Origin of the sequence: Bifidobacterium pluvialisilvae (assembly GCF_019331695.1) — a bacterium.
GTDB lineage: Bacteria > Actinomycetota > Actinomycetes > Actinomycetales > Bifidobacteriaceae > Galliscardovia > Galliscardovia pluvialisilvae.
In genome coordinates this window covers 216,316-241,800 of sequence record NZ_JAHBBI010000002.1, presented here as the reverse complement: position 1 = coordinate 241,800, position 25,485 = coordinate 216,316, and the positions used below count along the sequence as shown (strand labels likewise).

At 64.0% G+C, this 25,485-nt stretch carries 21 protein-coding genes; 4 read left to right on the top strand and 17 right to left on the bottom strand.

What is annotated here, in order from left to right; genetic code table 11:
- Positions 1-6: 6 nt before the first annotated feature.
- The 3 genes from KIH77_RS02430 to KIH77_RS02420 form a co-directional block, all read right to left on the bottom strand.
- Positions 7-1,257 carry an Nramp family divalent metal transporter gene (locus KIH77_RS02430; protein ID WP_219099573.1) on the bottom strand — a complete coding sequence of 417 codons (1,251 nt, stop codon included), beginning with the start codon at positions 1,255-1,257 and terminating at the stop codon, positions 7-9.
- 446 nt (positions 1,258-1,703) lie between these two features.
- The gene (locus KIH77_RS02425) at positions 1,704-2,435 is read right to left on the bottom strand and encodes an HNH endonuclease family protein (RefSeq protein ID WP_219099486.1); all 732 of its coding nucleotides are present in this window, start codon (positions 2,433-2,435) and stop codon (positions 1,704-1,706) included.
- Positions 2,436-2,438: 3 nt separating this feature from the next.
- The gene (locus KIH77_RS02420; RefSeq protein ID WP_219099485.1) at positions 2,439-3,293 is read right to left on the bottom strand and encodes an aldo/keto reductase; all 855 of its coding nucleotides are present in this window, start codon (positions 3,291-3,293) and stop codon (positions 2,439-2,441) included.
- A 422-nt stretch (positions 3,294-3,715) separates the two neighbouring features.
- On the opposite strand from KIH77_RS02420, the gene KIH77_RS02415 reads away from it, so the two are divergent.
- Positions 3,716-4,729: a zinc-dependent alcohol dehydrogenase family protein gene (locus KIH77_RS02415; protein WP_219099484.1), complete on the top strand. Its 1,014-nt coding sequence runs from the start codon at positions 3,716-3,718 to the stop codon at positions 4,727-4,729.
- A gap of 174 nt (positions 4,730-4,903) precedes the next feature.
- On the top strand, positions 4,904-6,268 hold the full coding sequence (locus KIH77_RS02410; RefSeq protein WP_219099483.1) for an MFS transporter: 1,365 nt from the start codon (positions 4,904-4,906) through the stop codon (positions 6,266-6,268).
- A gap of 323 nt (positions 6,269-6,591) precedes the next feature.
- On the opposite strand, the gene KIH77_RS02405 is transcribed toward KIH77_RS02410, so the two are convergent.
- The 5 genes from KIH77_RS02405 to KIH77_RS02385 form a co-directional block, all read right to left on the bottom strand.
- Positions 6,592-7,074 carry a hypothetical protein gene (locus tag KIH77_RS02405; RefSeq protein ID WP_219099482.1) on the bottom strand — a complete coding sequence of 161 codons (483 nt, stop codon included), beginning with the start codon at positions 7,072-7,074 and terminating at the stop codon, positions 6,592-6,594.
- A gap of 79 nt (positions 7,075-7,153) precedes the next feature.
- Positions 7,154-8,065, bottom strand: coding sequence for a helix-turn-helix domain-containing protein (locus KIH77_RS02400; protein WP_372445344.1), 912 nt, complete (start codon positions 8,063-8,065; stop codon positions 7,154-7,156).
- A 169-nt stretch (positions 8,066-8,234) separates the two neighbouring features.
- On the bottom strand, positions 8,235-9,275 hold the full coding sequence (locus tag KIH77_RS02395; protein ID WP_219099481.1) for an NAD(P)-dependent alcohol dehydrogenase: 1,041 nt from the start codon (positions 9,273-9,275) through the stop codon (positions 8,235-8,237).
- 90 nt (positions 9,276-9,365) lie between these two features.
- Positions 9,366-10,712 (bottom strand): MFS transporter, encoded by a 1,347-nt coding sequence (locus KIH77_RS02390; protein WP_219099480.1) that lies wholly within the window; start codon positions 10,710-10,712, stop codon positions 9,366-9,368.
- Positions 10,713-11,044: 332 nt separating this feature from the next.
- Positions 11,045-12,367, bottom strand: a complete 1,323-nt coding sequence (locus KIH77_RS02385) for a hypothetical protein (RefSeq protein ID WP_219099479.1) — start codon at positions 12,365-12,367, stop codon at positions 11,045-11,047.
- Positions 12,368-12,478: 111 nt separating this feature from the next.
- On the opposite strand from KIH77_RS02385, the gene KIH77_RS02380 reads away from it, so the two are divergent.
- Together KIH77_RS02380 and KIH77_RS02375 are read left to right on the top strand one after the other, a co-directional pair.
- Complete coding sequence (locus KIH77_RS02380; RefSeq protein ID WP_219099478.1) at positions 12,479-13,204, top strand: gamma-glutamyl-gamma-aminobutyrate hydrolase family protein; 726 nt, start codon at positions 12,479-12,481, stop codon at positions 13,202-13,204.
- A gap of 160 nt (positions 13,205-13,364) precedes the next feature.
- A complete protein-coding gene (locus KIH77_RS02375; RefSeq protein ID WP_219099477.1) occupies positions 13,365-15,182 on the top strand; it encodes an AMP-dependent synthetase/ligase in 1,818 nt (605 codons plus the stop codon).
- Between the two features lie 411 nt (positions 15,183-15,593).
- Here KIH77_RS02375 and KIH77_RS02370 read toward each other — a convergent pair whose 3' ends face one another.
- The 9 genes from KIH77_RS02370 to KIH77_RS02330 form a co-directional block, all read right to left on the bottom strand.
- Positions 15,594-16,631 (bottom strand): 5'-nucleotidase, encoded by a 1,038-nt coding sequence (locus tag KIH77_RS02370; protein ID WP_236024402.1) that lies wholly within the window; start codon positions 16,629-16,631, stop codon positions 15,594-15,596.
- A gap of 124 nt (positions 16,632-16,755) precedes the next feature.
- On the bottom strand, positions 16,756-17,580 hold the full coding sequence (locus tag KIH77_RS02365) for an SDR family NAD(P)-dependent oxidoreductase (RefSeq protein ID WP_219099476.1): 825 nt from the start codon (positions 17,578-17,580) through the stop codon (positions 16,756-16,758).
- 37 nt (positions 17,581-17,617) lie between these two features.
- The gene (locus KIH77_RS02360) at positions 17,618-18,787 is read right to left on the bottom strand and encodes a hypothetical protein (protein WP_219099475.1); all 1,170 of its coding nucleotides are present in this window, start codon (positions 18,785-18,787) and stop codon (positions 17,618-17,620) included.
- Complete coding sequence (locus KIH77_RS02355) at positions 18,784-19,425, bottom strand: 4'-phosphopantetheinyl transferase family protein (RefSeq protein WP_219099474.1); 642 nt, start codon at positions 19,423-19,425, stop codon at positions 18,784-18,786. The genes KIH77_RS02360 and KIH77_RS02355 overlap by 4 nt, the downstream gene beginning before the upstream one ends.
- The gene (locus KIH77_RS02350) at positions 19,422-20,006 is read right to left on the bottom strand and encodes a hypothetical protein (RefSeq protein WP_219099473.1); all 585 of its coding nucleotides are present in this window, start codon (positions 20,004-20,006) and stop codon (positions 19,422-19,424) included. The genes KIH77_RS02355 and KIH77_RS02350 overlap by 4 nt, the downstream gene beginning before the upstream one ends.
- Positions 19,900-20,895 (bottom strand): condensation domain-containing protein, encoded by a 996-nt coding sequence (locus KIH77_RS02345; RefSeq protein WP_219099472.1) that lies wholly within the window; start codon positions 20,893-20,895, stop codon positions 19,900-19,902. The genes KIH77_RS02350 and KIH77_RS02345 overlap by 107 nt, the downstream gene beginning before the upstream one ends.
- A 16-nt stretch (positions 20,896-20,911) precedes the next feature.
- Positions 20,912-24,229 carry an FtsX-like permease family protein gene (locus tag KIH77_RS02340; RefSeq protein WP_219099471.1) on the bottom strand — a complete coding sequence of 1,106 codons (3,318 nt, stop codon included), beginning with the start codon at positions 24,227-24,229 and terminating at the stop codon, positions 20,912-20,914.
- 6 nt (positions 24,230-24,235) lie between these two features.
- Positions 24,236-24,895, bottom strand: coding sequence for an ABC transporter ATP-binding protein (locus KIH77_RS02335; protein WP_219099570.1), 660 nt, complete (start codon positions 24,893-24,895; stop codon positions 24,236-24,238).
- A 364-nt stretch (positions 24,896-25,259) separates the two neighbouring features.
- Positions 25,260-25,484 (bottom strand): acyl carrier protein, encoded by a 225-nt coding sequence (locus KIH77_RS02330; protein WP_219099470.1) that lies wholly within the window; start codon positions 25,482-25,484, stop codon positions 25,260-25,262.
- Position 25,485: the final 1 nt, after the last annotated feature.

The following is a 25,485-nucleotide window of genomic DNA, read 5'->3' as shown; positions in this document are numbered from 1 at the left end:
ACCCGACTACGCCTGCCCCATGAACGTCAGCACCACGAGCACGACGTTGAGCAGGATGATGAGCGCGGCCACGGCGATGAACACGACGTGCTTGGCCATGCCGTCCGCCCACTTGCCCATGAGCGTGCGGTCATGTGTGTAGCGCATGAGCGGGATGATGGCGAAGGGGATGCCGATGGAGAGCACCACCTGGCCGACGACCAGTGCGAACGTGGGGTTCGAGCTGAACCAGAGGATGACGAGTGCCGGGACGAGCGTGATGATGCGGCACGCCCACATCGGCGCGTCGACGTGCAGCAGACCGTGCATGATCTCCTGGCCGGCGTAGGTGCCGACCGACGTGCTCGACAGGCTGGAGGCGAGCAGGCCGATGGAGAATATGGTGCCGATGACGGGGCCGAGCACCTGGACGACGGCATGCTGGGCACCTTCGATGGTGTCGGTGCCGGGCATGCCATGCAGGGCGCTGGCGGCGAGCAGCAGCAGGGCGAGGTTCACGGTGCCGGCGAGCAGCAGCGCCCAGACGACATCGACCTTGGCGGCGAACAGCTCGCGTTTGATGCCGGGGCGGTCGGTGCTGCCGGCGAAGTGGTCGTTGACGAGCGTGGAATGCAGGTAGATGGCGTGGGGCATGACGGTGGCGCCGAGCATGGAGCTGGCCATGAGCACGGAGTCGGTGGTGGTGAAATGCGGGATGAGGCCGCCGAAAACCTGACCGGGGTCGGGCGGGGCCACGAACAGGCCGGCGATGAACCCGAAGGTGATGACGAGCAGCAGCGCGATGATGAGCTTCTCGAACGTGCGCTGGGTGTGGCCGCCCTGGAAGCGCAGCAGCACCGTCGATATGGCGCCGATGATGCAGCCGCCGACGAACAGCGGCAGACCGAACAGCAGGTTGAGCGCGATGGCGCCGCCGATGACCTCCGCCAGGTCGGTGGCGATGGCGATGACCTCGGCCTGGGCGAAGAACAGCAGACGTCCGCCCGGGTTCATGCGGTTGCCGAGCAGGGCCGGCAGCGACTGGCCGGTGACGATGCCGAGCTTGGCGGACTGGTATTGGATGAGCACGCTCATGGCGTTGGCGAGCACGAGCACCCAGACAAGCAGGAAGCCGTAGCGGGCGCCCGATGTGATGTTCGCGGCCACGTTGCCCGGGTCCACGTAGGCCACGGCGGCCACGAAGGCGGGTCCGAGCAGCGCACTGAGCTTGGCCTTGGCACCGGTGTGCGGCGCGGCGAGCTTCGGCACGCTGTGCATGTGCTCGGTGAGCGGCCGCCCGCTCGCCTCCAGAACCGCCGCCTCCTCCGGGTCGACGTGACGCTGCTTCGTGGGCTTCGTCGACGCCGTGGATGTTGCGGATGTTGCGGATTTCATGGATTCGGATTCGTCCATTCGTTGCCTCCCCGCCTACCGGTTATAGCACGCCGAATCCTCCCTCGTGTATCCTGCCCCACGACCACCGAATCTCTGTCATCCTGAGCGAAGGCCACCGACCACCTCTGTCATCCTGAGCGAAGGCCGAAGGACGGAGTCGAAGGATCTTCAGCACCATCCCAAGATCCTTCGGCTCGCTCCGCTCGCTCAGGATGACAACAAAGAGCGCTCAGGATGACAATATGAAGGCGATCAGGATGACAACAGGGGCACTCAGGATGACAACAGGCAACGCGCACTCAGGATGACACGTCTCGGCACCAGCCCCGCTACTGCCGAGGCACGGTCTGACCGGGGCAGTCGTGCAGCACGCGAAGCATGGCCTGCTTCTCCCGGCTGGTCACGCTCAGCCCATATTTGGCCTTGACGCCGATCTGCCGTGCCACATAGTCGCAACGGCATCGGGTGTTCGGCGGCAGCCAGACGGAGGCGTCGGCGTCGCCCTTGTCCTCGTTGGCGGGGCCATCGACGGCGAGCAGGTTGTACGGGTCGTTGCTGAACTCGTAGCGCTTCTTCGTGCTCCATTGGTCGGCGCCGGACTTCCACGCGTTGTTGAGCGCCACCACGTGATCGATCTGCACCTTGGCGCTGGTGGACTGCCCGCGCACGAACTCGATGGTCCTGCCGGTGTACGGGTCGTCGAGCGTGCCCGACTGCACCTTGCAGCGTTCGGCGTTCGCGTACCGCACGTCCTTGAGGTCCCGGGCGAGCACGTCGTTGCGTGAGTCGCAGCCGTTGCCGTCGGGGTCGTATTGGCGGAATCCGAAGGCGCTGCGCTGGTATGTGCCCGCGGGGCGTCGCCCGTCGGCCACGGCGAGCGTGCCCAGCGTGGCGGCGGCGTCGCCGGTCGCGGTGTATTCTCCGGTGACCTTGCCGGCGGTTTCGCTCACCTGCGGCAGCACGAGCCCGGCCGTGACGCCGGCGACGACGGCCAGGACGAGCAGCACGAGGAACCGCTCCAGCGCGGAGGCCGCCCGGAATCCCCTACGTCGACGCCCCATGGGTCAGCTGTAGGAGAAGGTGCGGGGGTCGTGGCCGGCGCGGGTCGGACCGTCGAGCGCGTCGATGGCGGCGTGCTCCTCGGCGGTCAGGGCGAAGTCGAACAGCGAGGCGTTCTCGATCTGCCGCTCGCGGTGCGTGGACTTGGGGATGATGATGGTCCCGTTCTCGATGTGCCAGCGCAGGATCACCTGTGCGTGGCTGACGCCGTGCGCTTCGGCGATGCGGCCGATGACGCCGTCGCCGGCGTCGAGGTCGGCGCCACGCGCCATGGGCGAGTAGGCCTCGACTGCGATGCCGTGCTCCCTGCAGTAGGCGACGACCTCGCGCTGCTGCCACGTGGGGTGGAGTTCGATCTGGTCGACGGCGGGGTATTCGCCGGTCTCCTTGTGCAGTCTTTCGAGGTGCTCGGGCAGGAAGTTGCAGACGCCGAGCGTGCGCACGCGGCCTTCGTCGCGCAGCCGCACGAACGCGCGCCATACCTCGTCGCTGCGCCAGTCGAACGGCGTGGGCCAGTGGATCATGTACATGTCGACGTAGTCCGTGCGCAACAGGCCGATCTGCCGGTCGAACGCCTTGAGTGCGGAGTCGTAGCCCTGTTCGGAGTCGCGCAGCTTGGTCGTCACCCAGATGGCCTTGCGCCGCTCGCCGGTGGCGTAGCCGGTGTTTTCCAGCGCCTTGCCCACGCCGCCCTCGTTGTTGTATCCGGCGGCGGTGTCGATGTGGCGATAGCCGGCGGCGATGGCCGATTCGACGACCGGCGTGGTCTGCTCGTCGTCGATGCGCAGCACGCCGAGGCCGATCTGCGGGATGCGGTTGCCGTCGGCGAGGGTGATGTCTGGGATTGGTCCGAACGTCATGATGGCTCCTTCGAGACGTTTCTTTCCTGTGGCTGTGTATTTCAGGGTAACTGGACGACTGGTTTCATCATGTCAAAATCGTTGAGAACATTAGCGACACGCCATTTACACAAGTTATACAAAAAAGATTTGCAAAAGTATTTTTTATAAGCTATATTGAACATCAACAACCGCAACGAAGCAGCCACCGCTCAACGACGACAGGAGGTGAACCACCATGATGAAATTCTTCGCCGACTCAGCCCTCACGGAAGTACAGTTCCGACACCGCCGCGAACGTCTGGTCGGCCGCCTCACCCACATGTAGACCTTCCACGCAATCGTCCCGTCTCCCCAAAAAAACAATGAAGTCAACGAATTCAACGAAGAAATCACTATCGCGTAATCGACCAACGCGTAATTGCAAGATGGAAGGCAATATCATGAAGGCTCTTGTTCTCACCGGCGTCAAGCAGTTCGAAATCCAGGACCTGCCCACCCCCAAAATCTCACCAAACGAAGTGCTCATCAACACCGCCTACGCCGGCGTATGCGGCACCGACCACGACCTGTACGCCGGCCGCCCCGGCTCCGCCGCCGCCGTCCCGCCGATCGTGCTCGGCCACGAGAACTCCGGCATCGTCGAAGCCATCGGCGACGAAGTCACCAACGTCAAACCCGGCGACCGCGTGGCCGTCGACCCGAACATCTACTGCGGCCAGTGCGAATACTGCCTCACCCAGCGCCCCGAACTGTGCGACCACCTCAGCGCCGTCGGCGTAACCCGCGACGGCGGCCTCGCCGAACAGTTCACCGCCCCCGCATCCGTCGTCTACAAGCTGCCCGACAACGTGAGCCTGCGCGACGCCGCCGCCATCGAACCCGTCTCCTGCGGCGTGCACGGCCTCGACCTGCTCGACCTGCACCCCTACCAGAAGGCCCTCGTGATCGGCGACGGCTTCATGGGGCAGATCTTCGCCCAGCTGCTCCAGGCCTACGGCGTGCACCAGGTGGACCTCGCCGGCATCTTCGACGAGAAGCTGCGGCGCAACAAGGAGCGGTTCGGCGTCACCGAGACGTTCAACACCACCCGCGAGCAGATCCCCGCCGACGCCTACGACGTGGTCATCGAGGCCGTGGGACTGCCGACGACGCAGGCGCAGGCCGTGGCCGCCACCAAGAAGGGCGCGCAGGTGCTCATGTTCGGCGTCGGCCCGCAGGAGGCGCACTTCGAGATGAACACGTACGAGATCTACAAGAAGCAGCTGACCATCCAGGGCTCCTTCATCAACCCGCTCACCTTCAAGGACGCCATCGCGCTCGTCTCCACCGGCAAGATGAACATCGGCGGACTCATCAGCCACGAGCTCGGACTCGACCAGGTGCAGGACTTCCTCGACGGCAAGATCGAAGGCGTCTCCAAGGCCGTGGTCCAGGTCGGCAAGGTCGGCAAGTAGGACTTGCTTCACCGCTGAAGTGAGCGGGAGGGGTGTGCCCTTCGCGACACACTCAAGGCCGTTCGGCCTTGAGTGTGTCGAGCATCATACATCGGCACGTGGCGCGACACAGCACCCCATTTACATCCATAGAATCCCGCAATGAGGCGGGCATGAAACACCAAGAGAGACATTATGATCAGGCTTTTTGAGAAATTCGGTATTCCACGAACCCTGCTGCTCGGCTTCCTTGCCGTCGCCATCTTCATGACCGGCGACGGCTTCGAGCTCACCTTCCTCTCCAAATACATGGTCGACCAGGGCTTCACCGCGTCGCAGGCGTCGCTGCTCGTCACCGTCTACGGCCTGTTCGCCGCGCTCGGCGGCTGGACGGCCGGCGTGCTCGCCGAGATGTTCGGCGCCCGCCGCGTGATGATGTTCGGCGCATGCTGGTGGATCGGCGTGCATCTCGTCTTCCTCGGCCTCGCGCTGCCGAGCGGCGTCTACCCGTTCATCCTGGCCGTGTATGCGGTGCGCGGCATCGGCTATCCGCTGTTCATCTACAGCTTCGTCGTGCTCATGGCGCAGTACATCACACCGGCCAGGCTCGCGAGCGCCACCGGCTTCTTCTGGACGTGCTTCTCGCTGGGCATCGGCGTGTTCGGCGCGTATCTGCCGAGCTTCATCATGCCGCATGTCGGCGAATACACGACGTTCTGGTTCGCGCTGCCGTTCTCCATCGTCGGCACCGTCATGTGCTTCCTGTGCGTGCCGAGGAACAAGGTGGTCAAGGGTGATGGTCTGAGCACCGTCGAGAAGCTTCGCGAGCTTTCCGAGGGCGCGACCATCCTCGTCACGAACCGCAAGATTCTCATCTGCGCGGTCATCCGCATCATCAACAACCTGCTGCTCTATGGTTTCCCGGTCATCATGCCGCTGTATCTGTGCACCACGAAGTACGGCGGCATCAACATCTTCAAGACCGAGGAATGGATGCGCATCTGGGGGTTCGTGTTCGTGGTCACGCTGGTCTTCAACACGTTCTGGGGCTGGTTCATGGACCGTTACGGCTGGATCTGGCCGATGCGCTGGTTCGGCTGCGGCGTGCTGGCCGTCGGTTCGGTGCTGTTCTACTACATGCCGCGCTGGTTCGGTCCGAACGCGCTGATGATGATCGTGGCGTCCATTGTGGTGGGCATCGGCACGTGCGCGTTCTCCTGCCTGCCCACGGTGATGACGCTGGAGGCTCCGGACAAGCAGGGTGCGGCGCTTTCCGCCTATAATCTGGCCGCCGGCCTCACCACGTTCGTCGGTCCCGGCATCGCCACGGTGCTGCTGCCCGTCATCGGCATCGAGGGCATCTGCTGGACGTATGCGGCGCTGTATGTGGTGGCGCTGCTGCTCACGTTCACCCTGCATCCGAAGCAGCCCGGCTTCGATGAGAAGGGCCATCGCATCCCCGGCGCCAGGACCATCGGCGACGAACTGGTCGATGAGGCCGACCAGGAGGTCACCCTCGTGGCGTCTACCGCCGAGACCAAGGCCGTGGCCACCGCCTGAAACCGCCAATCACGCCGGCTGCTCCCATCATCCGCCGCATCCCCAGGAGCACCGGCAATGGCATGGAGTACGGATTCTCGACGATTCCGCGCTCCGTGCCATTTTCCATAGCATGGCACGCACTAAGAACGTTGATTTTTCAACGATTTCAATATCCTCTCCGCTAGCAGATCAGGCAGGGAACGAAGAAAACAACCATCCGGCCGTTCCCTGCCACAGCAATCCGGCACGGAACGCCAAAACACGGTCCAGATGGCGTTCCGTGTCAATCGTTCATGATCGTCCATGATCGTCCACCACGAAACGCCGGCACATGCCCCGTCCTATGCCACGCGGCGCATCCTCGTCGCCATCTTCCAGAACAGCACCGCCGCGGCCACCGACAGCGCGAACCCGGCGACGAGCAGCAGCGGTCCCATGCCCTTGCCCAGGGAGACGAACGGCGCCAATGAGAGCTCCTTCGGATACCTGACCACCATGAGGCACAGAAAACCGTTCAGTAACGTCGCGCAGGCGACGAACAGCACGGCGCCGATGCGAATCATCGCGATCATGCTGTTGAGTACGGCGTCCGAAAGCATACGCCCCGTCCGCTCATGCATGATGCCGTGCGCTTCAAGCGACTGGTAGTAGTTTCCCCTCCGCGTATCGGCAAGCGCGTTCCGCCTCACCCAGGCGTTGAAGAGCGCCACGCTGGTGAAGAACAGCATGATGCCCTTGAACAGCGTTCCGAACACGCCCACAAACGGGTTCACGAAATCACAGGCGATGCTGAGCAGGGCGAGGATATATGCGACGAATGCCATTGCACGGCTCCTTTGCATGATGCGGTTCGCTCTTTTCGCACCCGCCGAAAAGAGTGAATCCAGCATACTACCGGAAGGCTCACCGGGCGTATGCCCTGCGGTATTGCGATGGCGTCATGCCGGTCCTCGCGAGGAAACGACGATTGAAATTGGAGACGTTGACGTATCCGCTCAGTTCCCGGACCTTGGCGATGGGCATCGTCGTGGTGGTCAGCAGACGGCATGCGCGTCCGATCCGCAGCTGGCAGACGAAGTCGGAGAATCCGATGCCGGCCACGTTCTTGAAGAACCTGGAGAACGTCGACACGCTCATCGACGCCGTCCTCGCCGCCCGTTCGAGGCTGGCGTCGGCAAGATTCGAGGAGATGTAGGCGATCGTGGCGTTGATGGCGGATTCCGCGCCGACGGCGACGTCGGGGTCGTAGTTCGGCGTGACCACGGTCCGGGATTCATCCGCCGGAGCCTGTTCGAACACCGCAAGCATGGCGACGAGGTCGGCGACCCTCTGCGCCGGGGCATGGCCGCCCATGGCCACGAGCAATTCGCCCGCGGTTGCGGCCGATTCCCCGGAGAGGACGATGGCCTGCCGCGAGCGCCGCAGCACCCGTTCGAACACCGCGGTCTCGGGGAAGATGGGGAAGAGGCCGCGAATGGTCTGCGGGCGTACGTGGCAGAGCACGTCCCGGTGCGGCAGACGTTCGCCCGGCATGATGTCGGACAGCCAATTATGTGGAAGATTCTCCCCGACCATGGCCACATGGCCCGCTTCGAACGGCACGAGCCCGTCGCCGGCCATGAATTGTCCGCCGCCCTCGCGGATGAGATGGAATTCGATCTGCGGATGATAATGCCACTTGGCCAGCGAATTCGGATATCCGTGGCATGACCATCTGATCGAGGCGTCGGCGTCGGGGACGATGACCTCCAACGCCCCGGAACCGGCCTGCGTTTCGGAGGATTCCCTGACCGCGTCCATTGGCCATACGCTCATTCCCGACACTCCTTAATCCACTCCGTCCAGGAGCCCCGTTCACACGCTTTGCGGGAGGAGACGGCGGCACCATGGTCGTTGTTCCGCATCATACGACGAGAGGCCCTCGACGATGCCATCGGGGCCTCTCATGCGGGGATTCCGCGTGCCGTCATGGACGTTGCGGCGATCAGTCGCGGTCCACGGTGATCTGCAGCTTGATGTCGCCCGGACGGCCCTCGTCCATGCGGTCGAACGCGGCCTTGGCGTCCTTCATCGCGAACGTGTCGGTAATGAAGGGCTTGAGGTTGAGCCTGCCGCTGGCGACCAGGTCGATGGCCTTCTGGTACACGTTGGCGTATCGGAAGATGTTTTCGATGCGCACCTCGGTGGCCTGCAGCTCGGTGATGTCGATGGACACCGGATCGACCGGGATGCCGACAAGCACCGCACATCCGCCTGGGGCGATGAGCTTCCAGAACGTCTCGTACGCCTTCGGCGCGCCGGAGCATTCGAACGCCACGTCGGCGCCCCAGCCGCCGGTCTCCTCGCGCACCCGCTCGACCAAATCCTCCTTGGTGAGGTCCACGGGGATGACGCCGGGAATCTGGCCGATGATGCCCAGTTTGATGGCGGAGACGTCGGAGACGAGCACCTTGGAGGCGCCTCCGGCGAGCGCGGCGGAGGCGGTGAGCATGCCCACGGTTCCCGAACCGGTCACGACGCACACGTCACCGGGCTTGATGCGGGCCTTGGTCGCGGCCCACATGCCCACGGCGGTGGGTTCGAGCAGCGCGCCCTCGCCGAAGCTCATGTTGTCGGGCAGATGGTAGGTGAACGCGGCCGGGTGGATGACCTCCTCGCACAGGCAGCCGTCGATCGGCGGGGTGGCGAAGAAGCGGACGGCCGGGTCGACGTTGTACATGCCGAGGCGGCTGGCGCGGGAGGTCATGTCCGGGATGCCGGGTTCGAGGGCCACGCGGTCGCCCGGCTTGAAGTCGGTGACGCCCTCGCCCACCTCGAGCACGGTGCCGGCGGCCTCATGGCCGAGGATCATCGGCTTCTCGACCACGTACTTGCCGACCCGGCCATGCGTGTAATAGTGCAGGTCGGACCCGCAGACGCCGACGGTGTGCGGGGCGATGCACAGCTCGCCCGGACCGGGTGCCGGGACGTCCGGGACCTCGCGCACGTTGATGACGCCCTGCTTTTCGAGAACTACTGCCTTCATGGTGATACTCCTTTGTGTTATGGAAATTTCGGTGTTATGAAAAATCGGTGCGATGGATGATGATGGATGGCCGACCTTGGGACGACGAGGTCAGGCGGTGGCCGCGACGGTCGCCGGCGCGCCCTGATTGGCGACGGAGGCGGCGGACAGGCCGCCGTTCTCCGGAGCCTCCGGCGTGGCGTCGGCCTTGATCCTGCGGCCGTGCTCATCGAAGCCGGGCTGTTTCGGCCTGATGAAGAGCGAGATCGCCGAGCCGCCGATGTAGCAGATCGCATACGCCCAGCACACCCCGGCGAAACCGACCGTCTCAAGCAGGATCGTCGCGATGAACGGGCCGCAGAACGTGGTCAGCCCGGAGGCGAGGTTGTGGGCCGAGACGGCCGCGCCCTTGTGTTCCGGCTCCAGGGCCGGGAAGATGGCGCCCATGGGGACGAATGCGGAGATGCCCATGCCCAGCACCACGGCGCATGCATACATGACCGGAAGATTGCGGCCGAGCAGCTGCGGCACGTAGTACATGGCGAGCGTGCCGAACGCGGAGAGCCAGCAGCCCCACCAGCGCATCTGGCGCATCCAGCCGAAGCGGTCGCCCATACGTCCCCAGAACACGTTGCCGAACACGGTGACGACGAAGAGCAGCCCCCAGATGGTGGACCATTCGGTGACTCGGAACCAGGCGCCGCCCCCGTTGGTATGCGTGGCCAGATACAGCGGCATGATGACCGGGAACCCGTACAGCGTGAGGTTGCAGATGACCCGCAGCACCGCCGCGAGGGCGATCTGACGGTTCTCCCCGAGGATGGTCACGCCGCGGGAAAGCTCATGCAGCTTCTCCTTGGTGCTCATGGCGTCGAGGTTCTCGTTGGTGGTCTTCGGCACGAAGAACAGGCAGATGAGCATGCCGACGATGGAGAACGGCAGCGCGACCCACAGCGAATAGTATTCGCCGATCACCGGCGTGATGAACGCCGGAAGATAGGCGCCGAACACGCCGATGCCGAACGAGTAGGCCGTCCAGAACCAGCCCATGGCCGAGGCCAGCTTGCCGGGATCCACCGTCTGGGCCAGCAGCACCACGAACGAATAGATGAACAAGGGGTATCCCATGCCCCGCAACGCGTATACCAGCAGCATCAGCGGATACAGATGGCTGGGCAGCGCCACGCCGATGAACACCAGATGCAGTCCGATCCACGAAACGGCGCCGATGAGCATGATGCGCTTGGCTCCGAACAGTTCGGCCAACACGCCCGAGGCCCATCCGGCCAGCGCAGCCATCAGCCCGTACAGGGTGAACAGCATCGACGCCTGCGATGAACTGAATCCCTGATCGACCACGTATTTCGAGAGGAACGTCAGTTCGAATCCGTCTCCCGTCATGAATACGGCTATCGCCAGGAATCCCGGCAGCAGCCTGCGCATCAGCCCCTGTGCCATGCTCGTCTCCTTATCCTGAAACTTCGTTGTCTTCCGCCCGTCTTTGAAGCGTTAATACAAGTTTCATGCCATAGGGACCGGGGTTTATGGCTGGATATGGGAGAGAATTGATACTTTTTTGCACAGCATGCGGCGTTCAGCCAAACGTATGGGCGACGGCAGCGCGATGCGCCGGTTCACTCTTTTCGGCGCCCCCGAAAGAGTGAACCGCATCATGTGCATATGAACGGTTGGTGAGCGCGAAGCGCGACGTTTTCCGCGCATTCCCGTTCATGTTTGTGCGCTTCCGGTTCACTCTTTCCGCACCCGCTGAAAAGAGTGAATCCAGCATGCTACCGGATGACCGGATACAGCAGCAGCGCGGTGACGATGACGACGAGACCGATGACGATCACCGTCACCAATCCTCCCCGCAGCCCGAACAGCCGCCCCCGCCTCGGCGCGCGCGGGTCGACGGCACGGCCGCTTTCCAGCAGGGCCGAGAACGCGCCGAACGCCACGAGCAGTGAACCCATGAGCAGCAGCACCATCAGCGCGCGCGTGGGGAACTCCAGTCCGTCGCCCAGCTGGATGGAGGCGATGACGAACGAGATGATGCCGGCGAAGAAGCCGATGAACTCGAGCATGTCGATGCGTTCGTTGTCGAACCGCCGGCCCAGCTCGTCCATCCTGTCGTCGAGTTCGCGGGCGCGGTCCCGTTGCGCGGCTTGCGCGTCGTCGATGACCGACGACAGCGAGCGCATGTTCGACAGCATGTTGCAGGTGTTGCGTGCGTCGAAGATCTCGTTCATCTCGGTCACGTACGTGCTTTCCTTGATGGTCCTGCCGTCGCCGGCCGAACCGTCGCCGGCCGGCCCGTCGCCGCCGGAACCGTCCCCGCCACGAGTCTCACGCCACGCGTTGTACCGCGCGTTCTCGATGTCGACGGCCTGGGAGAACTCGCCCTGCGCCTCGCCGTACCGTCCGAGGCATGCCAGAATCCGCCCGTAGCTCACGTGGAATATGGGATGCCAGTCCCCTCGCGGCCGTTTGTCGAACGCCTCCAGCAGCCGGTTCAGCGCCGCGATGTCGTCGTCCTCGGGCATCTGCCGGCCGGAGGAGATGAGCTCGTGCTCCACGCGGTCGAGGATCTGCTCGGTGTACGTGTTGAGGAATCCGATATGGTCGGGCGCGATGTCGAGCGCCCGCCGCGACGCCTCTTCGGCGCGCGTCTCGTCGCCGCCGTACAGATAAAACATGGACAGCGCGTACTGGTACAGCGAGAATTCGCCGAGGCATACGCGCATCAGCGGCACGAACCGACCCCAGTAGCGCAGCCGCCGTTCGGCGTCGAACTCGCAGCGGTGGAACCATTCGAAGGCGATGAAGAACGCGACGAGTAGCGCCGCATCCCCCTTGTGCCGGGCGCTGACGTCCAGTACGGAGTCGCTGATGTCGATGGCGTCGGCGCGGGAGAACGTCTCATGCTCGATGACGTCCTCACGCAGGTAGCGTTCGAATTCGGGGTCGTCGGGCGAGACGCCGGCGAGATGGCCGTAGACGTCGCGGAGCCTGTCGATGACGTCCGTCGACACGGGGAATTCGGAGCCGGCGAGTTCGTCGAGCAACGCGTCGGCACCGGGGAATGCGGATTCGCCAGCGGGATTGTCGGCCATGACGGGACCTCCACTCGAATTCATGGAAATTCATATAATCGCAGTTGACGTATACGTCATATTTCATTCAGTGTATCGCCGTCAGCACGGCAGTAGGGAAAGGCAAGGCCGATGAAGCCCGTCGTGGCGTTGATGATGCAGTATTCGGAGACCGTGCCCGGGGCGTTCGACATCGACCCCGGCTATTTGCGGCTGATGGAGTTCGCGGGGGCGAACGTGCTGACCGTCGACCCGTCCGACGACGACGATTATCTGCTGGCCATGCTCGACCGCGCCGACGGCCTGCTGATTCCCGGCGGCAACGACATCGATCCGACGCTGTACGGCGGCGAAGATCTTCCCGGCATGGACGAGCCCGTGCCGTTGCGCGACCATGCCGAGGCGACGCTGCTGCGCGCCGCCTACGAACGACGCATGCCGTATCTGGGCGTCTGCCGAGGATTGCAGATGATGTGCGTGCTGGCCGGCGGTGATCTCTACCAGCAGATTTCGCATGATATTCCCGGCGCGTTGGACCATTGGCAGAAGACGCCGTTCGCCGAACCGTCGCACGAGGTACGCATCCTGCCGGACACTCCCCTGCATCGCATCCTCGGCCGGGATTCGCTGCCGGTCAACAGCGTGCACCATCAGTCCGTGCATAGGCCCGGCGAGGGCGTGGAGGTCCAGGCCGTTGCACCCGACGGCGTCGTCGAAGCCGCCTACCGTCCCGACCGCGACTTCTTCATGGCCGTGCAATGGCATCCCGAACAGACGCCGGCCGACGAGCCGAGCCGACGTCTGGCCGGCGCGTTCGCGACGGCAAGCGACGGGTACCGGCGGCGTCGGACCGCGTGACGACGTTTTGTATTGGCGTACAACGTCATGGAAAGAAGTTGATAGGGCGAGACAATACGTCGGACCTCCCGGCACCGTACCATGGGAAACGGATTGTCATGTTTTCGCCGGAATCATAAACGCGCGACGGAACGCACAACGCGCCGAGAATCGAGGACCCATGAAGGAATATACGGAACCGGGAACGATCGAGGTTCGCGATGACGAAACCCTGTACTCGCTGCTGACCGAACGCATCGAACGCACGGGCGAGGACACGGTGATCGCCAGCCGCAAGACCGGTCCCGGCACGTGGGCGAACATCACGGCCGGCGAGTTCCACAGGCTCGTCCTGGCCTGCGCCAAGGGATTCATGGCGTTCGGCGTGAAGAAGGGCGACGCGGTCACGCTGTTCTCCGCCACCCGCTGGGAGTGGGGCGTGCTGGACTTCGCATTGGCCGCCATCGGCGCGGTGAACGTGCCGATCTACGACACCGACTCCGCCGCCCAGGCCAAACGCATCCTCAACGACTCCGACGTCACGATCGCCATCGCCGACGACAAGGAACGGTTCGACCGACTGCATTCGGTGATGGACGAATGCCCGGCGCTGCGCCGCATTCTCATGCTCGACGCGAACGCGATAGGCGCGCTGGAGGGACTCGGCGTCGCGGTGGGCGACGACGAACTGCGGGAGCGCATCGACTCCGTGCATGCCGACGACCTGGCGACGATCGTGTACACGTCCGGTTCGACGGGCGCGCCGAAGGGAGCGGAGCTCACGCACCGCAACTTCCTGTCGATCGTGCGCGCGGGATTCATCTGCATGAAGGAGATGATCTGCGACGACCATCCGCGCCTGCTGCTGTTCCTGCCGCTCGCCCACTGCTTCGCCCGCTACATCCAGTACTGCTCCATCGGCTCCGACGACGGCGTGGTCGGCTACCTGCCCGACACGCATTCGCTGCTCCCCGACCTGCGTTCGTTCCGGCCGACGTATCTGCTGGGCGTGCCCCGCGTGTTCGAGAAGGTCTACAACGCGGCCTCGCGCAAGGCCGGCATGGGCATGAAGGGCCGTCTGTTCGCCAAGGCGGCCGAGGCGGCGCGCGACTGGTCGCGCACGGCGCAGGAGGGCCGGCGGCACACGCTGCGGCAGATCTCCGAGCACGCGATGTACGAGTCGGCGGTCTATCGTACGGTCCGTGGCGCATTGGGCCCGAACATCAAGTACGTGGCGTGCGGCGGCGCGCCCCTCAACCCCGATCTGGCCCACTTCTTCGCCGGCATCGGCCTGCCGATGATCCAGGGCTACGGCATGACGGAGACGGCGGCGCCGTTCACAGTCACGCGCGTGGACGACAACCGCATCGGCACGGTCGGCCGCTGCGCGCCCGGCTCCTCCGTACGCATCTCCGACGACGGTGAAGTGCAGGTCAAGGGCGCGAACGTGTTCCGCGGCTACCACAACCTGCCCGAGAAGACGGCCGAGGCGTTCACCGAGGACGGATGGCTGCGGACCGGCGACCTCGGTTCGCTCGACGACGACGGCACGCTCACCATCACCGGCCGCATGAAGGACATCATCATCACCGCCGGCGGCAAGAACGTCTCCCCCATCCCCATGGAGGCGACGATCAACGAGTGCCCGATCGTGGACCATGCGGTCGTCGTGGGCGACGGACGTCCGTTCATCGCCGCCGTGGTGACGTTGGACGTCGAAGGACTGGCCGCATGGCTGCCGGCGCACGGCCTGCCCGCCTCGACGCCGATCAGCGACCTCGTGGACAACGCGATGGTCCGCAACGAGATCCAGGTGTACGTGGACCGCGCGAACGCGCAGGTCTCCCGCGCCGAATCCGTACGCAAGTTCGTGATCCTCGACGGGCAGTTCACGCAGGACAACGGCTGCCTGACGCCGTCATTGAAGGTCGTGCGCCCGAAGGTGCTGAGCGTGTTCGCCGACGTGATTGATAATGACGTCTACGCCGGCAAGAAATAACCGTTGGGGTTGTCATGATGGAGTGTCTTCGGCGTTGTGGAGGGCTCGACGTACCGTTGTACGCCTTCGCCCTCCACGCCTTGAAGCCACACGCATCACGACAACCCCGCTTGTGTTGGATTTGTGGGTCGAATCGTTCACTGATAAGGGTTTGTGGGTCTAACCGTTCGATAATCGTGGGTCTATTCCATCCGTAATCGGATTTGTGGGTCCACACTATTCAATAACCGTGGGTCTAACCGTTCATTTATCGGTTTGTGGGTCTAGACCATACGTGAGGACGCCGAAAATCCCTTCCTCACGAACCGATAGACCCACTTCACCATTTTTACGTTCTGATAGACCCACTTTGCCTTCCCCACGAACCTATAGACCCACAAACCCGTGAAAGGCCGGTTTACGGTCAGTCCCTCATTGAGCGTCGTCGTTGCGGATGCCGAAGGGGATGTGCACGGCGGGGATCTGCAACGCCGGATTCTCAAGGTTGCTGAGCTGGTCGTCGAAGAAGATGTGCGGCTGGACCTCGTTGAGGAACGGGGTCTTGTTGAGTCCGCCGAGGAAGAACGCCTCGTCGACGGCCAGACCCTTCTCCTCCAGTGTGCGGATGGCGCGTTCGTGCGCGGGGGCGCTTCTGGCCGTCATGAGATAGACGCGCAACGACGGCTTGTGCTCGGCCGTGCTGGCGCGCGCGGCGCTCTGCAGCCGGTTCAGCCCCTTGAGCAGCTGTTCGAGCGGGCCGTTTTCGAGCGGCCGGTCGGCGTTCATCATCTCGTGTTCGCCGTACCGTTTGGTCGCATGTTCGGGATCCGTGGCCTGCACGCGGCGGAACAGCCGTTCGGAGGAGTCGCCGGCAAGCACGCCGTCGAAGTCGAAGGCCACGCGCAGCTCGCCGTCGTCGGCTATATGCTGCCCGTTGAACGGCAACACGAGTCCGGCTGGCAGCCCCTTGCCCACGGCGTTCTTGACCTCGTCCGCGTTGGCCGAGAGGAACAACGCCATGTTGAATTCGCGCATCAGGGGGAAGGTGGACATGCCTCCGCGGAACACGGCCCGCGTGATGGCGAGGTCGTAGTGACGGATGCTGTTCATGATGCGCAGGCCGGTACGTGGGCTGTTGCGCGATAATACGACGACTTCGACGCCTTCGTCGGGGTCGTCGAACAAATCATTGAATTTTAGGAGCCGGGAGACGAACGGGAACGCGGTGCCGGGTTCGAGCGGCTCGTCGACGTGGTCCTGCTGGTACTGCTCGTATGGTCCGACGCCGTCGCGGTCATAGATGCCGTTGGCCTCCTCGAGGTCGAACAATGCGCGTGACGATACGCCGATGACCAATGCCTTGCGTGATAGGTCGGCCATGATGATTCCCCCGTCGTCGACCGCCGCCGTTGCGACGGTGTTGTAGTGCACATTGTAGGCGAAATCACGGTCGAAGTCACCGTCCGTCATCGGAGATGGATGCCGGCATGCCGACGGGCCCCGCCCCTTTCGCGCCGTGGAATCGGCACGGGAAGACGAAGGCCCGCCGGTGCCGGACGATGCCGGCCGCGGACTCGCCGCGGATGCGTGGACGTCAGAACGACGTCCACCCTCCGTCCGGCGCTATGGTCGCCGCGGTGAAGAACGAAGCGTCGTCGGAGGCGAGGAACAGAATCGCCGACGCCTGCTCGTCCGGCTGCGCCTCGCGCTCGAGCAGGGAACGCGTCTTGAGACCGGCCATGGACTTCGCCTCCTTCGGGTCCATGCCGGCGGCGATGGCCTGCTCGTAGTGGCGTTTGACGTATTCGTACGCGGCCTTCGTCAGGGGCGTCGTCGTGCCGGCGGGATTGACGGAGTTGACCCTGATGCCCTTGCGCGCGTAGTCGATGGCCACGTTCTTCGTCAGGCCGTTGACCGCGTGCTTCGATGCGCTGTACGGCAGGTTGCCGGGCAGGCCGGTCAGACCGGCGATCGAGGCGACGTTGACGATGGATCCGCCGTGCTCCTCCTTGAGGAACTCGATGACCTCGTACTTGCAGCTGAAGAACACCGAGTAGAAGTTGTTGGCCATGGTGTGGTCGAGCTGCTCCTTGGTGACGTCGACGATTCTGCCCGGCTGTCCCATGATGCCTGCGTTGTTGATGGCGATGTCGAGCCGGCCGAACGTCTTCACGGCCAGTTCCACCATCGCCTTGCAGGTCTCCTCCTCGGAGACGTCGCCGTGCAGGAACACGGCCTGTGCCCCGAGGTCGCGGACTCGGCGCAGGATGTCCTGCCCCTCCTCCTCGAGCTTGTCGACGAGCACGAGGCTCGCCCCCTCCTGCGCGGCGCGCAGGGCGGTGGCCTCGCCGATGCCCAGGGCGGCGCCGGTGATGATCATCACCTTGCCGTCGAACCTTCCCTCGAATGGCTTCTTCATGTCATGCTCCTTGCGATGTCGTGTTCGGTGTGCGCCGTCATCGTTCGTCGCCGGCGGCGATGTCGTCGGCGATGGCCTTGCGGCGGTGCAGGATCAGGGCGATTGCCGCGATGGCGAGCACTACCGCCGCCACGACGATCGCCGAGATGGCCGCGCCGGTGGTGGCGAGCTGCTGCCCGCCGTTCTTGTCGGACTTGGTCTGCTGGCCGGTGCCGGTGCTGGCCGGGGTGGCCGTCTTGTTGGCGTTCAGCTTGGACGGGGTCTTCTGCCCGTTCGTGCCGAAGCCGGGGAAGTTCAGGCCGCCGTTCCACTGCGGGTTGATGTCGTGGATGTCGATGTTGAGGCCGTCCTTCTTGAGCGTCGCGGTGAGTGTGGTGTCGGCGGTGGCCTTCAGACCGGTCAGGTCGGCGTCGTAGGTCTTGCCCGCGGCGTCGGTCCAGCCGGTAATGTTGTAGCCGAGGGGCGCCGCCAGCTTGGTGTGGACCGGCACGTTGACCTGCTGCCCTTCCTCGAATTCACGGGTCTCGCTGGAAAGCCGGTGGCCGTCCTTCGGGTCGTTGACGATGAACGTGTAGGCGAATTCCTTGGTGTTCGGGTCGCTGGGCTTGGTGCCGGGATCGGTGCCCTGCGAGCTGTCGTCCTTCGGGGTGAGGCCGGTGGACGCCTGCTTGAGCACGTAGTATGCGGTGATCACGGCCACTGATGTGGCATTCTTGTCCTCGGCGGTCCGCTTCGCGTTCTCGAGGCTCTGCTGGAAGAACGTCTTCTGGCCGTCGTCCTTGTATTTGCTCAGGTCGACTTTCTCGGCGTTGGCGATCTCCTGGTTGAGCATCGCGCGTTCCTGGCTGCTGGCTGGTCCGGTGACGGATGACGCGGCGCCGTCGGTGCTTCCGTAGGTCTGGGTGTTCGTGGTCGACGCCGACTTGCCGCTTTCGTCGGCGGCATCGTCCTTGGCGGAGTCGTTCTTGGCCGCTTCGTCCTTCGCGGCGCCGTCTTTCGCGGCGTCGCCGTTGCCGTCGGCCTTCTGCTGGTTGGTGGAATCGGAGAATCCGCCGAACCACTGCGACAGGTCGAGGAACCATGAGGATCCGGCGTTGTCGGCGGGCTGTTCGTTGCCGTCCGTCGTGTCGGCGAGCGCCGCGCCGTTCGGCACGAGCATGGCGAACGCCGCCACCGATCCGATGACTATCCTGCTCCACTTGTTCATTGTTGCTCTCCTTCTGTAGTGTCTTCCGATGATTGATAGGTGCTATGCGCCGTTGTTGCGTGTTGTGCGTGACGGGATGCGGCGGTGCCGTGGACGATGGAGCATCGGTATCGTCGTCCGTGGCTTCGGAGCGTCATCTGGCATACTTCGAGTCCGCGGTCCCGGCAGAACGCCGGGTTGCAGGCGCGTATGAGGGCGAGGTCGCGCAGGCCGAGTCCGATGAGTTTGCCGTACGCCTCCTTGAGCGTCCACAGTCCGGATGCGTACTCGCTGGCCCGCCGGGTGTCTGATGCGCGGATGCTCGCCCGTTCGTCGGCGGAGAAGCAATGCCGGAGCACGCCCGCCGTCGGGAACCGGACCCCTTCGACGTCGATGCCGATGGGGGCCGCGCTCATGGCACAGGCGACCAGGCCTTCGGTGTGGGATATGCTCACCGACCATCCGGGCATCGTCCGGCGTGTGTGCGCATCGACGACGACCGGACGCCCCGAGGCCTCGTGGCGGATTATCGTCCATGCCCCGCACAGGCGGCGTGCCAGGCGTTCGGCGATGCGGTGCGCGCGGGCGGACAGCATCCGCTCGTATTCGCGGGTGTTCTCCCCCGCGCGGCACTGCACCTGCTGGACGACGACGTTCATGATGCGTCCGTCTCCGTCGCCGGGTCGGGCATGTCGTCGGGGGTCTCGATGCGCATGCCGGCGGCGCCCGCGCGCGCCGCGTCGCGCAGCTCGCCGATGGTGCGGTCGGGGTCATGGTCGATTTCGGCGAGGAACGCCAGCAGGAACCGGTGGAACTTGCGGATGTTCACCGGGTCCACGTAGCCGACGATGTATTCGTAGTTCACCCACAGGTCGCCGCTTTGGTCGAGCGGCATGATGCTCACGTACAGCGGCATGGTGTTGGCCCCGTTGGGCAGGCGCCGGAACCGGAACCGAGGCAGGTCGCCGCCGTCGGCGAAGTACGGCTGGAACGTGGTGCTCACGCTGACGTATCCGCGGCAGGGCTTGAGATGGAATTTGGCGCGCAGTGCGTCGTCGAGGATTTCGGCGGTCGCCACGTTGGCGCGACGGTAGGCGTCCATCTGTTCGCGGAAGAGGATGTCGCAGGCGTCATCAAGGGTCGTCTCCGTGGGGATGACGGTGTGCAGGGGGACGGCGTTGACCATGGTGCCGCCGGCGCGCTTCTGGTTGAGGGTGGCGCGGCGTGCCACGGCGTTCATGAACATCACGTCGTCGGTGCCGCTCACCATGCCCAGATAGGTGCGCAGCGCCATGAAGTACGGTATCTGCATCGGCATGTGCCGCGACTCGCAGAACCGTTGCATGGCCTGCACCGTGGCGGTGTCTATCCGGTAGTCGGTCATGCCGCCCTTGGTCTGCCACAGGCGCAGGGTGACGCCGAAGCGCTTGTCCTTGATGAACTCCTTTGCCTCCCCGGCCGTTGATGGACGTGAACTGCGGTTCGGTGGTGTAGTGGTCCTTCCACCACTGCTGCTGGCGGCGGTACCGGTCGGAGCGCCGCATGGCGAAGTCGTCCTCGTAGGCGGGCAGCGGCGAGTGCGGCTCCTCGGGGAGGGGCGTGCCCTGTTCGAGGGCGCGGTAGACGGCGAATATGTAGGTGAGGCAGGTCATGAGGGAGTAGGCGTCGAATACGACGTGGCTTACGCAGAAGTACAGGCTGTGCAGTCCGTGCGCGCGCCGGATGATGCGCACGCGGTACAGCTGCACGTCGTTGCCGCCGTTGGGGAACGGCTTGGAGCCGATCTCGTTGCATGCGGCCTCCACCTGCTTCTGCGTCCTGTCACTCATGTCGACGAGTTCGATGTCGTGCGGCACGTCAGTGGCGAAGTACTGCATCGGCTGCTTGTCGACGATGTGGACGCGCACGGAGTTGGAGGGGATGCGCATCATCGCCAGGTATACGGCCTGCATGAGCCGACCCTCGTCGAGCCTCTCGTACAGGTCGACGAGGCTGCAGATATTGACGATCTGCTTGCGGAAGCTGAACTTGAGGTTGTAGAACATCAGCTTCTGGGATTGGGTCAGCGGATAGCAGACCTTGTCCCCAACCTTCCTGGCCACGTCGTCGATGCTGAATTTCTCTGCCATGGTTTTTCCCCTTCCTCTATTCCACCGACTTGAGCGATTCGACCATCGGGATGCGTATGAGCTTCGGATACATGGCAAGCATCACGATGATGGAGAACAGCGCGGTCAGCAGGAACGACCATATGTAGCTCCATGGGGATATCACGTATCCGAACGTGATGTCCTTCTGTTCGATGGCCTGCATGATCACGCGGTGCAGGGCGCTGCCGATGAGCAGGCCGAACACGGCGCCGATGAGCGTGAGCAGGAAGTTCTCGCGGTAGATGTACATGGCCACCTCGCCCCGTTTGAAGCCGAGCACCTTGATGGTGGCGATCTCGCGTATGCGTTCCGAGACGTTGATGTTGGTGAGGTTGTAGAGCACCACGAAGGCCAGCAGCGCCGCGCAGACGATGATGAGCAGCACGATGCTGTTCATCGCCTTGATCTGGTTGCGGAAGTCGTCGGCGACCTTGGTGTAGGACGTCACCGACGTGACCGAGGGGACGCTCTGCAGCACGCGCTGCAGCGAATCCTCCTGACGGGCGCTTACGTTGTCGTGCAGCTTCACGAGCAGCGTGTTCGTGTCCATGTCCTTGAGGAAGTATTTCGCATACGCCTTCTGGCTCATGTACGCGTAGTGGAACACGTAGTTCTCGGTGACGCCGGTCACGGGGATGCGCTTGGTCATGCCGCCCTCGTTGCGTACGGACACGGTGTCGCCCGCGGTGACTCCGAGGTTCCTGGCGAGCTTCTCCGTGAGCACGATGCCGGAGTCGTCCAGCGCGATGGGCCGTCCGTTCGATGGGTCGTCGAGGCGGATGTAGTCGGTGAACGAGTCGGGGGTGTTGGCGGCGTACAGCGCCAGCGTCTCGCTGGTGCCGCCTTCGCTGATCGTGGCGCTGCCGACGCCGGCCTGCGTGTACGACGAGACCGAGTCGGCGATATCGAGCGTGTGGTACACGGCGTCGGTCTCCGCCTTGTCGGCGGTCGGGTCGAGGGTGACCGACATGTCGTAGGCGAACACCTTGTCGTACTGTTTGGACACCACCGAACCGATGGTGTCGTTCATGCCCAGGCCGGCGACCAGCAGGCCGGTGCATCCCATGATGCCGACGACGGTCATGATGAGGCGCCGCTTGTAGCGGAACAGGTTGCGCATCGTCACCTTCTGCGAGAAGTTGAGATGCTTCCAGATGACGGGGATGCGTTCCAGGAGGATGCGCTTGCCGACGCGGGGCGCCTTCGGACGCATGAGCGTCGCCGCCTGGCTGTTCAGCTCCTTGCGGCAGGTCAGGTAGGAGACCAGCGCCATGGCGATCACGGTGACGGCGAAGCTCGACGCCATGATGCCGGGATGGAACCCGTGCTCCAACGGGGGCTGCCGGTACATGGCCGACCATGCCTTATACACGGATTCGGGGAAGGTCCATGAGCCCACGGCCGCGCCGATGACGCCGCCCAGGGCGCTTGCGGCGACCACGTAGAGCACGTATTTGAGCGCGATGGCGTTGTTCTCGTAGCCGAGCGCCTTGTAGGTGCCGATGACGCCGCGCTGCTCGTTGACCATGCGCGCCATGGTGGTCATGCACACCAGCACGGCCACGAGGATGAAGAACACGGGAATCACCTGCGCGAGCGCGTCCACGCGGTCCACGGTGTTCCGGTAGCTCAGGAATCCGGCGTTCGTGCTGCGGTCCAGCACGTACCAGTGCGGGTTGTCGATGTTGTCTATCTCGTATTTCGCGCCGATCAGCTTCGCCTTGGCGTCGTCGAGGCGCGCAGCGCCGTCCTGCTTCTTGCTTTCGAAGTCGGCCTTGTTCTTCGCGTAGTCCTTCTTGCCCTTGTCGAGTTTGCTCTGCGCCGCGTCGAACTGACGCTTGGCCTCGCCGTCCGCCTCGTTGAGCTTCCTCTTGGCGGCCTCGAGCTGGGCCACGCCCTGGTTGTACTGCCGCTTGGCCGCGGCGAGCTGGTCCTTGCCGTTCTGCAGCTGGGTGTCCGCGGAGTCGAAGGCGTCGGAGATGGTCTGCTGCAGCGTCTCCACCTGGCTGACCATCTTATCGAGGGATTCCTTCTGGGAGGAGAGCTGGTCGAGGAACGTCTGGTACGAGTCGAGCATCGACTGGTATTGCGCCCGCTGGCTCTGCGGCACCTTGTCAAGCTGGCCGTTGAAGTCCTTGAGGTTGCCGCTGACCGTGTCGGTGGCCTGCTGCAGCCATTTCATCATCGCGAGCGCCTGGGAGACCTGCTCGTTCATGGAGTCGTACTGCTGTTTGAGGCTGTCGTAGATCTGCTGGCCGGCCTGGACCTTCTGCTCGCCTTCCTGGATCTGCTGCTGCGCCTGGTCGAGCTGCTGCTGGCCGCTTTGGATCTGCTGCTCGCCGTTCTGTTTGCGCAGCTGGTAGTTCTCCTTCTCGCCGTCCAGCTTCGCACCGCCGCTGGCGAGCTGCGCGTTGGCGTCGCTGAGCTTGTCTTCGGCGTCGGCTATCTGCTTGTCGTATTCCTTCTTGCGCTTGTCGTATTCGGCCTGCGCCTTCTGCAGCTTCTTCAGGGCCGTGGACCGCAGTTCGCTGCCGCGTTCGCGCGCGCGGTCCGATCCGATGTTGGTCAGGGAGTCCTTCGCCTTGTCCACGAGACGCTCGTAGTCCTTGCCGAACGCGTTGAGGCCCTTGGCTCCCTTGACGGTGACGGACGCCTGCGTGTACATGGGGTTGCCGTTCTCGTCCTTGACGGAGAACGCGGAGGCTGGCACGTAGGCGAACAGGTTGAGCGACTTGCCCGAGATGCGGGACGTTCCCTTTTCGACGGTCAGATAGTAGGGGGTGATGGCGCGTCCCACGATGGTGAAGGTGTCACCGGTCAGCGTGCCGTCCGTGATTTTCTTGTCGGTTCCGGATTCGAAGGTGATCCTGTCGCCGATCTTCAGCGACTTGCCGTAGTTGGCGCTGTCCTCGATGACGACCTCGTTCGCGGTGCGCGGCATGCGTCCGGCGACGACCGTGACCCTGTTGGGGTCGGTCCCCTCGGGGAGGCTGTGGATGCGGAACACCAGCTGGCTGCCGTTCTCCTTGGCCAGGGCGTCGGTGAAGTATCCGGGCTGCACCGCCTCGACCCCGTCCGCGCCCCGGATGGCGTCGATGTCCTTGCCGGTGAGTCCCAGCGACGACAGCACGTCGATGTCCTCGACGTTGCCGCTGTCGAAGTAGTCGTCCATCGTGTGGCGCATGTCGGGCGCGGAGGATTTCAGTCCGGCGAAGAAGCCGACGCCGATCGCGACGATGCACAGGATGGAGAAGAACCTGTTCGCCGAATGCCGTATCTCGCGCCAGAAGTCGAGCAACAGTGCCTTGGTCATGATGGTCTACCACTCCACATCCGCGATGTTCTTGGGGTGCGCGTTGAGCGATATGGACTCCACCTTGCCGCTTTTCACGTGGATCACCTTGTCTCCGATGTCGGTGAGCGCATAGTTGTGGGTGATGATGATGACCGTCATGTGGCTGTCGCGCGCGTAGTCCTGCAGGAGTTTGAGCACCTGCTTGCCGGTGTTGTAGTCGAGCGCGCCGGTCGGCTCGTCGCACAGCAGCAATTTGGGGTTCTTGGCCAGGGCGCGTGCAATGGCCACGCGCTGCTGTTCGCCGCCGGAGAGCTGCGAGGGGAAGTTGTCCTTGCGGTCGGAGAGCCCGACCGCGTCGAGGACCTCATCGATGTCGAGCGGGTCGCGGCTCACCTGGGTGGCGAGCTCCACGTTCTCACGGGCGGTGAGGTTCTGCACGAGGTTGTAGAACTGGAACACGAAGCCCACGTCGTACCGACGGTAGAGGATGAGCTGGCGGTCGTTGTATGAGCTCACCTCGTTGCCGTCGACGAACACCTCGCCGCTGGTGAGGGTGTCCATGCCGCCGAGGATGTTGAGGATGGTGCTTTTTCCGGCGCCGCTGGCGCCGACGATGATGACGAATTCGCCGTCGTCGATGGTGAAGTTCACGCCGTCGAGCGCCTGGATCCGGGTCTCGCCCATCGTGTAGTCCTTGACCACGTCGTCGAATTCGATGAAGGCGTGGCCGTTCTTCCGCACGGTGTCGTCCGCCGCATCGGTGGATGCGGAGGGGACCACGGCCGCGGTCCGGGCCCCAGGAGCGGGCGGCAGCGGGACCGTCGACGCCACGCGACGTGACCGGCCGGCACGGTGCCGCGCCTTCGCCTTCGCGCCCCGTGCGCCTTCTCCGCGACCGTCCGCGACGTGGCCGTCGCCTTCGCCGTCGGGCTGTGCGAACACGCTCAGGCTGTTCACTTCCGTGGTTGAATCATCCGTGTTTTCCCTCATCATGGTCTTCCTCGTTCGTTGCGTCGTCGTCGATGCGGCCGTCCCGTCGGCCCGGCGATCAGGTGTTGTCGGACAGGTACTGCGCGAGGTCCCCCACGGTGACCATGTCCTTGAGGTCGTCGTCGCTGATGCTGATGCCGAATTCGTCCTCCAGTTCGCCGATCATCGTCAGGATGTCGTATGACGTGACCTTGAGGTCCTTGAGGAACTCCGTCTCCGGAGTGATCGTCGTCGGATCGACGTCCACGTATTCCAACAGCATGGTCCGTACTTTTTCGAACATC